Here is a 14,315-nt window from a genome sequence, read left to right on the forward strand (position 1 = left end):
TAGAATACCGAAAAATAAAGGAACGGGCGAGATTGCTGGAGAGATGTGCTTCTGGTGAAAATCGGTAAAGCAGAATAAGCCTTTCTTGAGTAAGAAGTGCATTACTAGTTGAACGTTCTAAAAGAAACAAAAGGTTTGGGTGACCTGGCCTTTTGTTTATCAGTTTAGGGCCCTTTTCTAAAAAACACTTGTAAAAAATGCCTTCCCAGGTAGGCATATTTTACAAGCGCATAAAATGAAAAAAGCTCTGGCAGATGCCAGAGCTTTTTTCATTTGTTTTGCCAAAGTCCTTTGCCTAATGGGTCACCATCAAGCGTTGGGTTACTATCTCGTTTTCGGAAACCAGCCGGATCATATAGACGCCTTCGGCGAACGTAGTTGCGTCTACCTCATAGGTGAAGGACTGGCTTTGGGTGGCTTTTCCTCTGGCCACAACTTTTACCAAAGTACCTTTCAAGTCATAGACCGCTACCTCAAACTGGCCTGCTTTTACCGAGGTAAACTCAATAGTGGCATTGCCTTTGACAGGGTTAGGATAAACTCGTAGGGCAACTGGTACCTCTTGTTGTAAGGAGGAGGTATGGGTAGCGGCTACACTGGAAGTAGTACAGGCTCCTAATTTATCTCCATGACTTAAATGGGTTTGTACTTCATCTAAGCCAACTACCGTGGCTGTGCCTTTGTGGCATACTACCACCTTGTCCTGCTTTTTACCACCGCGGACGTCAATCACTTTGATAGTAACAGAGGCATTAGACGTACACGCATCGCTATTGGATGATAGTACAGTAAAGGTGTAGGTGCCCGCAGCCGTTGGGGTGAAAGTGGCACTCGCCGAGGTGGTATTGGTCAATCCCGGAGCGGCATTCCAGGCAAAGCTGACGGCACCAGCGGCTTGCGCCGTCAAGGTCACACTTTTGGCGCCATACCCTAAGTAAAGCGTGTTGGCAATGCCACCGGTGTATACGTTAGAGGAAGGAGTAACCGTGATGGTTGGCGCTTGCATAGGAGCCCGTACCTTGCCATCACAGTTGCGGTCAATGCCATCGCAAAGGTCCGTAGCACCCGGGTTTATGGAAGCATCCTGGTCGTTGCAATCTCCTGCTTTAGACACATAACCGGCTGGAGCCTCGCATGCCAGGGTGGTAACGGCTGCATCGCCAAAACCATCTTTGTCAGAATCAGCGTAGAAAATAGTTTTTACGCCTTCGTCCGTTTGCCCGTCACAGTCATTGTCCAGACCATCGCACACTTCAGTGGCTCCCGGGTAAACCGCGGAATTGGCGTCGTTGCAGTCTGTTTCAGAAGTAACGCCATCTCCGTCTGCATCAGGGTAGTTCACCTGAATGGTGATGGGTTGGGAAGTGGCAGTGAGGCCTCCGTTATCTGTGGCTTTTGCAATCAAGACGTACGTGCCCGGCATTACATTCGTCCAGGTGACAGTGTAAGGAGCAGAGATCGCCTCGCCTAATTTGGTGGTACCGCTAAAGTATTCCACTAATGCCACCGTGCCGTTTACATCCGTAGCAGAAGCGGTTAGACTGATGCTGGCCGGAGCGGTAAAGGTGGTATTAGAAGGAGAGGTGATGGCTACCGTGGGCGGAGTATTTTCTGGAACTGAATTTTCCTCGCCGTATACCTCCAGTTCATAGATGGAATACCCGTAAGGTAACGCACGTTCCGTGCCATAGATCCGGATGTATTGGCCGGTTGCCTCTAAACCAATATGATCGTTTACCAGGGTTGAATTGCCTACCACATCTTTGATGGTGTTCCAGGTGATGCCATCGTCTGAAACCTGTACCTGGTAGTTTTTAGCATAAGCAGGTTCCCAGGTAATTTTCACCTGATTCACTTTGTAAGATTTACCCAGGTTTACGGCAAGCCATTGCGGATCACTGAAGGCACTGGACCAGCGGGTGGTCATGTTCCCATCCACGGCATTGCCACCGGCAGTTCCAGGGGCTTCAATGCTGGAAGTGGTAACCGGTTTATTCAGGGCCAGGTTTGTGCCGGAAGAAGTGGCTGAATTTACCACCACTTGGACAGCAGTAGAGCTTGTGCTTAGACCTGTGTTATCAATCGCTTTAACCGAGATGGAATACGTGCCTGCTGCCACGTTATTCCAGGTGAAAGAATAAGGTGCTGTGTTATCTGAGCCAAGCAAATCAGTTCCCTGGTAGAATTCTACCTGGGCTACGGAGCCATCGGTATCAGCCGCATCGGCGTTGATGGTAATGGTAGCCGGGGCTGAGTAGGTAGCAGAGGAAGTTGGAGAAGTAATGCTAACGGTAGGGGCACTTGTGCCAGGAACACCGCCACAGGTAGCACCAACAGTATAATTGTGAGGAGTAGCCGCGGAATTCCTTTCGGGACCGTTGGGGCCAACCTGGTAGGTAAAATAAATGCTCAGGGGCGTTCCTGCCGCAATGGGTTTAGAGAAGGTGAAATCACCAGCAGAATTTTTGGCCATGGTGTATCCTGGGTAGCCATTGGCTGCCCCTTCCTTAATATAAATGATGGCTAAGTTCCCGCCGGCTGTGGCTCCGAGTGGATGGAAGGTGAAGTTCACGTTTTCACCTGATGTAACGGCTTTGTAGCTGTAATCACCGTTGGCAGCCGTGCCGCAGTAAGCATCTGGAGCGGCGCCATACACTTCCAGTTCGAAGATGGAATATCCGTAAGGCGTGGCTCGTTGGGTACCATAGATCCGGACGTATCTTCCGTTAGCGGTTAAACCAGTGTGATCGTTTACCAGTTCGGAGTTGCCCGTAACGGTTTTAACGTTAGTCCAGGTGGTACCATCCAATGAGGTCTGCACTTCATACGCTTTGGCATAGGCGGGCTCCCAGGTGATTTTCACTTCGTTAATGTTATAGGCAGCTCCTAAATCAACAGATAGCCATTGAGGGTCACTGAAAGCACTGGCCCACCGGGTAGTGAGGCTTCCATCCACGGCATTGGTGCCCGGGGTGGAAGGGTTCTCAAGGGAAGAAACCGTGACCGGCTTATTCAGGGCAAGGTTAGGGCCACGGCTGGCAGCCTCCTGCACCGTCACCTTTACCTCGGCAGAGGTGGAAACCAAGCCGCCATTGTCGGTAGCCTTGGCAGAAAGGGTGTAGGCACCGGCAGCTACATTGTTCCAGGTGAAGGAGAAAGGAGCGGTAAGGTCTTCCCCAATTTTAGTGGTCCCGTTGAAGTATTCCACTTTGGAAACGCTGCCATCAGGATCAGAGGCATCGGTGGCGATGGAGATGGTGGCTGGTGCCGTAAATACCGCCGAGGCCGTTGGGGAGGTAATGGTGACCACCGGAGCGGTGTTGGCCGGGGCCTGGGTGCTGAAATAGATATTGTCCAGGTAAAAATCACCATTGGTGGCTGGGGCATCACCCGCAAACACGAAGGCCTGGGTTAGGTTGGTTAAATCTACGTTGGCGAAGTTCACCATCGGGATTACCACCTCATGCCATTCGCCATCGCGTACTAACCCAAATTTCTGGACATTGGCGGGGAACTCAATCCAGCTTTCGCCACCGCTGGTGATGATGCCCAATTTGAAAGCACCGGCAAAAGAAGTTTTGAAATGGAACCTCAGAGAACCAGCCTTAAAGTGGTTGATGTTTTTAACATCATTGGCAATGCCAAAGCCGAACCAGTTACCTGGGGTGGCCCGCAAAGCCAGTACATCATTGCCTTCAAATGGAGCCGCGCCGGAGATAGGGGTGAGGCCATTCCAGATATACAAGTTGGCGTCCTGGCCAAATACCAATTTCTGGGTAATAGAAGCTTTCTCAGAGTAAATGCCAAACTCATTGGCCACAACGGTATTGTCTTTCACCAGCACAGATACGGCTTCTGACGTGGTGGTTAACTTGCCGTTGTCTGTTGCTTTGGCGGTGATGCTGTAGGTTCCGGCAGCCACACCTGACCAGGTATAGCTAAAAGGACTGGTGAAATCTGTGCCCAGCAGGGTAGTGCCATTATAGAATTCCACTTTATAGACAGAACCATCATCAGTGGCGTTGGCATTGATGGTTACCGTGGCTGGGGTGGTGAAACTGGAGGCGGCTGTTGGGCTGGTTATAGAAACGGCCGGCGGCGCATGGTTGGGGGCGGTTACATACAGGGTGATGGGTTTAGACGTAGTCACGGTGCCTTCGTTATCACTGGCCTTGGCCGTAATGGTGTGCACCCCTGCCGGAGCATTATTCCAGGTGAAGCTATACGGACTTGTGTCATCTGAGCCCAACAAGGCATTGTTACTGAAGAAATCTACTTTGGTGACGGTCCCATTGGCATCGCTGGCGTTGGCACTTATCGTAATGGGTGAAGAGGTGAAAAATACGGCCTCGCTTGCCGGGGAGGTGAGGGATACCTCCGGGGCTGGATTGGCGGCAACCCCGCCACTATAATGGATGTTATCAATGTAAAAGTCTGCAGTGGCGCCAGGAGCATCGCCGGCAAACATAAAAGATTGGGTAATGGACCCTAAATCAATATGCATGCCCATGTTAGGGTTGTTGAATGCGCTTAATGGGATGCTTACTTCATGCCACTGTCCGTCTCGTACCAAACCATAGGGGGAAGCTCCGGGGGCAAAATTTATCCAACTCTCCCCATGGCCGCTTTTGACGCCTACTTTGAATTGGCCATTGTAAGAGGTTTTCATGTTGAACTTCAGGAAACCGTCGGCGAAATTGAGAAGGTTGATGGGTTTATTCTCTACCCCAAATCCGAACCAGTTACCCGCGGCGGCCCGCAAAGCCAATACCTCGTTGCCTTCATAGGCAGCGGCCCCCGTAATGTTGGCCAGGTTGTTCCAGATATACAGGTTGGCATCCTGGCCGTAGGTAAGTTTATTGTTGACTTGGGAGTTTTCTGTATAGATTCCGAAATTACCGGCAAAAGCATTGTCCTTGCCCAGGTACAGCTCATCACCTGCATTCTGGTACAGCTTTACATAGTCTACGTACATTTTACCCGGCAGCGGGGCGGTAACCCCTTCAGGGGTAGGAATGCCGGTGTACAAGCCGCCAACTGCCAGGTTTAAAATGATGTACTGTGACTGATGGAATTCTTCCAAATCTGACCCGGCTGCTCCGGCTATGTTGATGTTGAAGAACTGTACCCCATCTATAAACACCTTGATGGCCTCCGCATCCCAGGTCATTTTATAGACGTGGTAATCATCTGTTAAATCTGTGGGGCTATTATAGTCCTGGTTGTAATCAGCTTGGTTATTGCCGCTTTCCCAGTGCACGGCGGCTCCAGCGCGTTTGTTGACGACCCCATCCCGGATAGCACCAGCCGAGCCCATTTCCATGATGTCTATCTCGCCGCTGGCAGGCCATACCCCCGCGGTACCCAACATCCAAAACGCCGGCCATAACCCATTCTTAAGATCAGGCACTTTGATTCTGGCTTCCAGGGTCCCGTATTTGAAATGTACCCGCCCATAGGTTTTTAAACGGGCCGAGGTAAAAGGTTTGCCCTGGAAATTCTCCCGACGGGCCTCAATCAAAAGATTTCCGTTCTCCAACCTGGCGTTTTCCGGACGACTGGTATAATATTCCAGCTCCTGGTTTCCCCAACCACAAATCCCACGTTCACAGCCGTCGCCAAAATCAAAGGTCCAATTATCCGGGTTGATGTTGGTGCCATCAAAGTTCTCTTCCCAAACCAGGTTTTGGGCCCTTAAAAAGGAAGTAGTGCACAGAAGTAGTCCTAACAGGAGGATTGACTTACCTTGCTTAAACAGGGTAGTCCTTGCATAGTATAGAATCTTCATAAGTGTTTATGGATTAAATGTTTAAAAAAATAGAACTATAAAGCTTGCCTTAAGGCAGCCGATTTAGGTTTATCAGGATTTCACCCAATGATGGTGCAGGTGCTCCAGGTCTGCCTTGTCTTTATAATATGTTGGGCAGAAAACCCTTTTGATTGAATTAATTAATTGAGATATAGGTATTTGAGGAAATGTTACTTAAATGTAGGGGCAGAGGTGGGTGCCTCCTAATAATCAACTACATCAATAATTCATCAACTGGTGGTTTTCGGGTACATCAGTACTACTACAAGCGTGGTAAAACCGCGTTATTAGTAGAAAATGTGGGATTTATTAATTGTTGATGGTCTTTAATATGTTTTTTATATAAAAAGGTCTTTCAGGATAGGGAGAAATGATGAATTCGTAAATCTAATCTACCTAACTCGACTACATCATAGTCCATCAGCATAATCATCTTTAAGGAACATTCATTCACGGAATTTTGAGATAAATAAGAAAGCCATGCAGAATTATGGGCCTGCATGGCTTTCTTATTCACAGCGCTTTGTAGCTGGTAAAATAATATAAGTACCCCTTACTCCTGGTTTGCTGTAAATTATCCAAATCTTCACGTTAAGAATAATAGTTTATGGATTTGGTAGAGTGTGGGCTGTTTTGTAGAGTATTTTCGAAATAGTTAATCCACTGGCGGAAAGACGAGAAAGGCAAAGCCGCCTCTATGTTTGAACCACATACACCCAAGGCCCAGCCCGGTGATTATTATTGGCTGGGAGCCGGGTTTTTCAACCATCAAAGAGCCAGCACCATCTACATTTTTGCCTACCGGATCAAGAGTTTGCCCGGAGGCGTGTACCCGTTTGAAGATTTAGGCGTTTCCCCTGTTGCGCTGCCCAAAGGAAGTTGGATGCCGTTCGCTAACCACGGGCAGATGGACACGCCTTTGTTTCTTAAAGACAGCAACGGCAAAGAGAAATTGGTATTAGGGGTAACCGTGCTGGCCAATACCGTGGGCGCCAAAGCCCGCAAACCCGGTGGCTACATCTATGTCTATGGTGTAAGGGGCGACAAGAAAGAGCTACTGGTGGCTCGGGTTCAAGACAGAGCATTTGAGGATTTCAGCCAATGGCGCTACTTGGACGGCAGCACCTGAGGCCCCGACGTGTATAAAGCCGCCACGCTGACCAACCGGGTGTCCAATGAGATGGACGTGAACTTTATGGAAGACGGCCGGGTATTGGCTTGGTACCACTTAGACACCAACTCGCTCACGGTAGCCATCCAGACGGGCCAAACCCCCGTCGGACCTTTCCAGCCCGCCAAAAAGATCACGAAATCCCCGAGATCTACGAAGACCTGGATTTCTACACCTACAACGCCAATGCCCATCCGCACCTTTCCAAACCCGGGGAACTGTTAATCAGCTACAACTTCAACTCCTTTGATTTCATCGCTGATATCCACAAACACCCGCGCCACCTCAGGCCCAGGTTAATCTCTGTAAGGTATTGACTAGGATTTTACTTCCTGAGGATACCCTAGGACAATGGAAGGTCTATCCTAATTGAAGATTAAACAAATCTCAAATTAGGATAGAAGAGAAGGAGGGAAGTGCTTTACAAAACTCCTCTTAAATCCCCTTCAGCATTTTATAAAAAGCCTCGGCATAGGTATCACTGATAGGAATCATCTGGTCTGAAATGCTGATCCTGTTTTTCTCGATGTGGTTAATCTTGTCAATCGCCACCATAAAGGACCGGTGTACGCGGGCGAAGTTCTGAGGAGGTAGCAGTTCTTCCAGTCTGGCGAAGCTGGTGAGGGTCATGATCTTTTCCTGAGCGGTATGCACCCGAAGGTAATCCTTCATGCCTTCAATGAAGAGAATATCCTTCGTGGCAACTTTCTGGATTCGGTGGCCTACCTTCAGGAATAGGTACTCCTGCTCGCTTTTAGGCTCGGAAGTTACTTCTTTCTTCGCAGGTACCTGACTGGCACTGTGTTCCTGGTACAGCCGTAGTACCCCTTTGTAGAAGCGCTCAAAAGAGAAAGGCTTCACCAGATAGTCCTTCACCTCCAACTCAAAAGCTTTGAGCGCATACTGGTCGTAAGCGGTGGTCAGGATGATCATAGGTTTGGGGTTCAGCAGGGGAATGAAACTGAGCCCGTCCAGGTCCGGCATGTTGATGTCCAGGAAGAGCAGATCGGGTTTGTCTTTTTTCAGGTTTTCCGCCGCTTCCAGAGGACTCATGAACGTTCCTTTTAACTCCAAGAAAGGGACTTTGGCTACGTATTCCTCAAGAATCTCCTGAGCCAAAGGCTCGTCATCAATGATGTAGCAGCTGAGTTTCTCTTTCATGGACGTGCGCGTGCGTACCGTTAATTTCCAGGTTTACCCCAAACGTTTCTCCGGTGTTTTGAATCTCCAGGAGGTGCTGATCCGGGTATTGTAATTGCAGTCTCTTTTGGACATTGGCCAATCCTATGCCCCCGGGTTCCTCCACCTCCATCTTCTTCTGGTTAGTACCTATTGGGTTCTGAATCTGAAAGGTAAGCGAATCGGCTTTTATCTCCACCCTCACCTTTATAGCGTCGGGCTCCAGCCGGGCGGGGCTATGTTTGTACGCGTTTTCCAAGAGGTGAATGAATAGCAGGGGGGCAATCTCACAGGTTTCCGGGGCACCGTGTATAGTCAGGTCTACTACCGGGGAATTTTTGTACCGGAGTTGCTGCAAGCCAATATAATCCTGCAGGTAGTTTATCTCCCGGGTAAGCGGCACCGTGGGTGCGTTGGATTCATAGATCATGTAGCGCATGAGGGAGGCCAGACGCAAAACGGCCTCGGGAGCAGTGGGGGCTTGTTTGTAGACCAGCGTGTGGATGTTGTTGAGGGTATTAAACAGAAAATGAGGGTTTATCTGCGATTTCAGATAGTGTAGTTCTGTCTCTGCCGCCTGTTTCTCCAGTTGCTCTTTTCTGATGGTATTCAGTACCAGCGTCTCGGTGACCCGGGCCAGCCAACCGAGAAAGAGGAAAATGGGAACCATGGTCAACAGCGTTACGGGATAATATCCCAGGAAAAGGTCCCATGTACCAGAAGTTTTAGGATGTAAAATCACGAATGGGAAAGGCCCGGTAAAGAAAATTGCTGCCAGCTTTAGAAAGTATTCCCTCCTCTTTTTCTGGCCTGAGTACTTGGTCAGGAGATAAAAGTGGCTGTAAAAAACATACAAAGCCGTCAACATAAATCCTGTTGTTAGGGGTAGCCAGTAAGATTGGTCATCCGTCCGCAATTGCAGGCCCACCAAAAAGGTGAACAGCGTCCAGACGAAAAGGTGAATCAGCCGGAAGATTTTTTTGACTCTCTGCATAAAACAAAGATACCTTTTCCCCGCCGCCCCTGCACTTCTACTCGACCAGTTCCTTTTCTTTATCTACGAAAGGCAAACCCCGACCTGCCAGTACTCTCACGGATGAAAAGCCGCCCTTCGTCGATCGCTTCCCAGCGGTTGCATATCGGTTTTTGCGGTCTTTTAGGAAGGTGGTTCTTTTACCCAAGAAAGGAGCAGAAAAGGATTTTCATTCCATCTCTTTCCCCAATAAAATGGAAGGTAATACAAAGTACACATCACCTTTTATCATCCTGAAAGGACCTTGTGGGCGAACTTAATAAGCGCTTGAGTAGACGCTATTACAGCTTGCCCACAAGGTCCTTTCAGGATGACAAAAAGAAGTACAAGCAATATTTGCTGCCTATACACTGAGAGAAAAAAAGCCATCTTTAATGACTTAAAAGTCTGATTTTAAGTCTGTTTTCTCAAAAAAACAAGCCAACGACAGAAAGAGCAATATTCAACTGCACAAGCATGAAAAATATGGAGAACCACACTGAGAGCCTGCTGATTAGGAACGTCTCTAAAACCTATGTCAACGGCGTTCAGGCATTGAGTAACATTTCGCTGACCATTCCGCCCGGCATGTACGGCTTGCTAGGACCTAACGGGGCGGGAAAATCTACGCTCATGCGCACGTTGGCTACACTGCAGGAGCCTGACCAAGGGCAGATATTCTTAGGAGAACTGGATGTGGTAAACCAGAAGGAGGAGGTGCGCCAGAGCCTTGGCTATTTGCCACAGGATTTTGGGGTATATCCCAAAGCCACCGCCGAGGAACTTCTGGATTACTTTGCCGTGCTCAAAGGCTTCACCAACCGGGCATCGCGCAAAGAGGTGACCGAAGGTCTGCTGAAACAAACCAACCTCTGGGACAAGCGCAAACAGAAACTAGGCGGTTACTCAGGCGGCATGCGGCAGCGTTTCGGGGTGGCGGTGGCGTTGCTGGGCAACCCCAGGCTCTTGATTGTGGACGAACCCACAGCCGGACTGGACCCTGCCGAGCGCATCCGGTTTTTGAACCTACTGAGTGAGTTGGGCGAGAACAGTGTGGTAATTCTCTCCACGCACATCGTGGAAGATGTGTCTGAACTGTGTACCAACCTGGCCATCATAGACAAAGGAAGAATTCTGCTGGAGGGGCAAACGCAGGAGGCGGTGGCATCCCTGAAAGGAAAGGTATGGCGCACGCTCATTGAGAAAAACAAGCTGTCGGCTGTAACGCAGGAGCACCAGGTCATTTCTGCCAAGTCCCTGGGTGGGCGCACCCAAGTGCACGTGTATAGCCCGGTAGACCCTGGCACCGATTTTGAGCCCGTATCCCCAGACCTGGAAGATGTGTACTTCAGTGCCATGACCGGGGTGCAGGGGCAACACGCAACGCTGAAAGAAGTGGAGGAGGTACAGCCATGAAGTTCCAGAAGATTTTTCACCTGGAGTTTACCTACCAACTCAAGCAGGTGTCTACGTGGGGGTACTTTGCGGTTGTCTTCGTGCTGGCGTACCTCTTCCTTACGGCCAACTACGCTTCTGATGCGCGGGAAGGGTATGTGTTGCTGAATGCGCCCATTGTGATTGCGGCAGTCACTGTTTTATGCTGCGTTTTCTGGCTCTTGATGAGCGGGGCGGTAGCAGGCGACGCAGCGGCCAGGGATGTGCAGTCGCGCATGTTCTCCCTCACGTACACATCGCCCGCCAGCAAAAGGGATTACCTGGGCGGGCGGTTTCTGGCAGCCTTTCTGCTCAACGTGCTAGTTCTGCTGGGCATTCCGGCGGGTATCTTCCTGACCCTGTATTGTACGGGGATAGAGTCGGAGATACTAGGCCCGTTCCGGTTATCGGCTTACCTCAGTTCCTATTTCTATCTGGTGTTGCCCAACGCTTTTATCGCCACGGCTATCCAGTTCTCTATGGCGGCCCTTACCCGCAAAGCCAAGGCCAGCTACCTGGGTGGTGTTCTCCTTTTTGTGGCGGCCTACGGGGTGGGGCAGGGTTTGGGCGTGATGAAGGGCCCCATAGATTGGGGGACACTTATTGACCCCATGGGTTTTACGCCGGTGCTTAGCCATTTAAGCCTTGAATGGAGTCCTTTGGAGACCAATACGCGCCTTCTTACCCTGGAGGGAGCATTTCTGGCAAACCGTGTCCTTTGGCTGTGCCTGGCGATGGGCATGCTGGCGCTCACCTATTGCCGTTTTCAGTTCATTTTACCGGAAACAGGCCAAAAACAGAAACAGACCCTTAAGCCCACTACTACAAAAGCTGCACTGTCGTGGCTGACCTGGGAAAGAACCGAATCATTACCGCAGGGGCGGGGAAGCTTCGGTTTCAAAACCCACCTGCACCAGTTAAAGCTTATCACGCTCAACTCCTTCTGGGCACTGGCTAAAAGCAAATCCGGGCTGCTGCTCTTGGGGCTCATTGCGGGGGTGGTGGGTCTGGCAATGCCCGGAAATCTAAAGAACAAGGGCGTTCCAATGCTGCCCAGAACCGATCAGGTTTTAACGATTCTGGCAGCCCCCTTCACCGAGCCCGGAAAATTCTGGATAGTCATTTTCCTGCTCGTTATTTTCTACGCCGGCGAACTGGTCTGGCGCGAACGGGAAAGCGGCCTCCACCAGCTTTCTAACGCGGCACCGGTGCCTGAATGGTTGCTGTTCCTGAGCAAGTTTTTATCACTGGGTCTCATGCTGGTGGTTTGCCTCGTTTTTTTGCTGTTTTCCGGAATTCTGGCCCAAATCGGCATCGGAGGAGCCGAGGTGGAGGTAGGGCTTTACCTGAAAGTGCTCTTCGGGTTTCAGTTAACAGAATGTCTGCTGTTTGCCCTGCTGGCGCTGGTGGTGCAGGTGGTGGTCAACCAGAAGTACCTAGGGCATTTAATGATGCTTCTTGTTTTTGGTCTCTTGATGTATGCCTCTAACCTGGGGCTGGAGCACAAGCTACTGGTGTTCGGGTCCAGCCCCAAATGGTCATATACCAACATGGGCGGTTTTGGCCCATCGGTGGCGCCGTGGCTGTGGTTTAAAGCATATTGGGTAGCGTGGGCGTTTCTTCTTGCGGTGGGGGCAAGGCTACTCTGGGTGCGCGGACAGGAACAAAGTGTGAAGGCGCGGCTGCAGTTAGCCCGTCGTCGCTTTACCCGCACTACGGCGTTGACCACGGCCGTGGCGGTAGGAGGGATTCTCTTGTTGGGCAGCTTTGTCTTCTATAACACCAATGTACTGCATGACTACCTCAATTCCTCCGCTTTAGCGGCGCAGCGGGCAGCCTACGAACATCGCTATAAACAATACCAGAACGTGCCGCAACCTTTGCTCACCGGCGTAAACCTGCAGGTAGAAATGTATCCTTCCCAGCGGAAGGTGGAGATTGCGGGCACTTACCTGCTGGTGAATAAGAGCCAGGTTCCTATTGATACTATTCATCTAGCACCTGGGGCAGGCGTTAAAACAACTTCGGTTCATTTTGACCGGCCAGCCAAGGAAGTGCTTTTGGATGAGGAGCTTGGCTTCCGCATATACGCCCTAGCTAAGCTCCTTCCTCCCGGCGATTCGCTACGCCTCCGCTTTCAGGTAATCTATAACCCCCAGGGATTTACCAACAACGGGGCCGATGCGCAGGTGCGGGAAAATGGCACCCACTTCCGGAATATGGAGTGGCTTCCGGTCATCGGGTACCAGCCGTACCGGGAACTGGATGAGGCCGCGGCGCGAAAGAACTATGGCCTGGCACCCCGGCCCGCCACCGCCTCGCTCTACAATGTGGCCGCCCGTCGGTATGCCACATTTCCTGAGCGCATCAGTTTTGAAGCCGTTGTGGGCACCAAGGCCAACCAACAGGTGGTGGCACCGGGCACCTTGCGCCGGACCTGGAACAAAGACGGCCGCCGCTACTTCCATTATGCCACGGACGCCCCCATCCGGAATGAATATGCTTTTTACTCAGCAAACTACGCAGTGCAGGAGGAGAAATGGCGAAACCCATCAGGAGGGCCGGGGAAGGAGGTTGCCATCCAGATTTTCTATCCGCCGGGGCTTACGAAGAACCCGGAGCGGATGGTCAAGAGCGCAATCGCTTCACTGGATTATTATACGAAGCAGTTTGGGCCCTACCCGCACAGCCAATTACGCTTTGTGGCGCACCCTGGATACAGCTTCGGGAACCACGCCGCGCCCATCAACATTACGGCCGAGGAAGGCTTTTTCCTCCTGAACCCGGAGGCGGATGAGCGGGGCTTTGACCTGGTGACGGCGGTGGTGGGGCATGAGGTAGCGCACCAGTGGTGGGGAAACCAGCTCAAACAAGCCTATGTAGAGGGAGCAGGCCTTATCTCCGAAAGCCTTGCCTGGTACTCTGCCATGGGCGTGCTGGAATCAGCCTATGGGCCAGCGCACAGGAAAAAGCTATTAAGTTTTCTGATGGAGGAGTACGAGAACCCGCAGACCAAAGCTGCCCTGCCGCTGCTGCACGCCGACGACTGGTACCAGAGTTACCGCAAAGGCCCCATGGCGCTGTATGCGCTGAGCCAATACATCGGCAAAGACAAGGTGGATGGTGCCCTCCGAAGCTTGCTCCAAAAGCATCCTCCAGGCAAAGTCCCGTTCGCCACTTCCCTAGACCTCTATCAGGGACTGAAAGCAGCCACCCCAGACTCGCTCCAGTACCTGCTCCACGACCTTTTCAAGGCCAACACGTTCTGGGACCTTAAGGCGAAACAAGCCATCGTGAAGCAATCCAATGCAGGTACCTGGCAGGTGACCTTCAACGTGCAGGTCCGCAAAACGGTGGTAAGTGAAGCCGGGTTGGAGAAGGAAGTTCCGCTAAGGGATTGGATGGAAGTAGGAGTTTATGCTCCTGCCAAAACGGGAGTGGAGTTAGGCAAACCGCTTTACCTACAGAAGCACTTGATTCATTCTAAACAGCAAACCATTACGGTGGCAGTACCAGGCAAGCCCTCGTTAATGGGTATAGACCCTAATCATCTGCTGATTGATTGGAACCCGAAGGATAATGTAGCAGAGGTGAAAATGTAGCGTCGTTACACTGTAACGACGTGTCTCCATGCAACAAGAATGGCTCCTCTTGTACATACCATTCTTCTGAGCATGAAAAGCAGTGACCTTTGTTAGGTACGGTTCAAG

7 protein-coding genes are annotated in these 14,315 nt (G+C 50.9%); 4 read left to right on the plus strand and 3 right to left on the minus strand.

All coding sequences use genetic code 11. The features are described 5' to 3' along the window. Positions 1 to 295: 295 nt before the first annotated feature. Positions 296 to 5,788 (minus strand): Ig-like domain-containing protein, encoded by a 5,493-nt coding sequence (locus J3P34_RS19300; RefSeq protein ID WP_210490275.1) that lies wholly within the window; start codon positions 5,786 to 5,788, stop codon positions 296 to 298. A gap of 718 nt (positions 5,789 to 6,506) precedes the next feature. On the opposite strand from J3P34_RS19300, the gene J3P34_RS19305 reads away from it, so the two are divergent. Together J3P34_RS19305 and J3P34_RS19310 are read left to right on the plus strand one after the other, a co-directional pair. After that, positions 6,507 to 6,938, plus strand: a complete 432-nt coding sequence (locus tag J3P34_RS19305) for a hypothetical protein (RefSeq protein WP_210490276.1) — start codon at positions 6,507 to 6,509, stop codon at positions 6,936 to 6,938. Positions 6,939 to 6,947: 9 nt separating this feature from the next. Next, complete coding sequence (locus J3P34_RS19310) at positions 6,948 to 7,205, plus strand: hypothetical protein (protein ID WP_210490277.1); 258 nt, start codon at positions 6,948 to 6,950, stop codon at positions 7,203 to 7,205. Positions 7,206 to 7,415: 210 nt separating this feature from the next. Here the strand turns inward: J3P34_RS19310 and J3P34_RS19315 are convergent, their stop codons facing one another. Then, on the minus strand, positions 7,416 to 8,141 hold the full coding sequence (locus tag J3P34_RS19315; RefSeq protein WP_210490278.1) for a LytR/AlgR family response regulator transcription factor: 726 nt from the start codon (positions 8,139 to 8,141) through the stop codon (positions 7,416 to 7,418). Next, the gene (locus J3P34_RS19320; protein ID WP_246853810.1) at positions 8,110 to 8,829 is read right to left on the minus strand and encodes a sensor histidine kinase; all 720 of its coding nucleotides are present in this window, start codon (positions 8,827 to 8,829) and stop codon (positions 8,110 to 8,112) included. The genes J3P34_RS19315 and J3P34_RS19320 overlap by 32 nt, the downstream gene beginning before the upstream one ends. 828 nt (positions 8,830 to 9,657) lie before the next feature. Here J3P34_RS19320 and J3P34_RS19325 point away from each other — a divergent pair. Both J3P34_RS19325 and J3P34_RS19330 read left to right on the plus strand, forming a co-directional pair. Beyond that, complete coding sequence (locus J3P34_RS19325; protein WP_210490280.1) at positions 9,658 to 10,587, plus strand: ABC transporter ATP-binding protein; 930 nt, start codon at positions 9,658 to 9,660, stop codon at positions 10,585 to 10,587. Then, positions 10,584 to 14,207 (plus strand): ABC transporter permease/M1 family aminopeptidase, encoded by a 3,624-nt coding sequence (locus J3P34_RS19330; RefSeq protein ID WP_210490282.1) that lies wholly within the window; start codon positions 10,584 to 10,586, stop codon positions 14,205 to 14,207. Before J3P34_RS19325 ends, J3P34_RS19330 begins: the two co-directional genes overlap by 4 nt. The last annotated feature ends 108 nt before the right edge of the window (positions 14,208 to 14,315 follow it).

It is taken from the genome of Rufibacter aurantiacus, from assembly GCF_017916345.1.
GTDB classification, from domain to species: Bacteria; Bacteroidota; Bacteroidia; order Cytophagales; family Hymenobacteraceae; genus Nibribacter; species Nibribacter roseolus.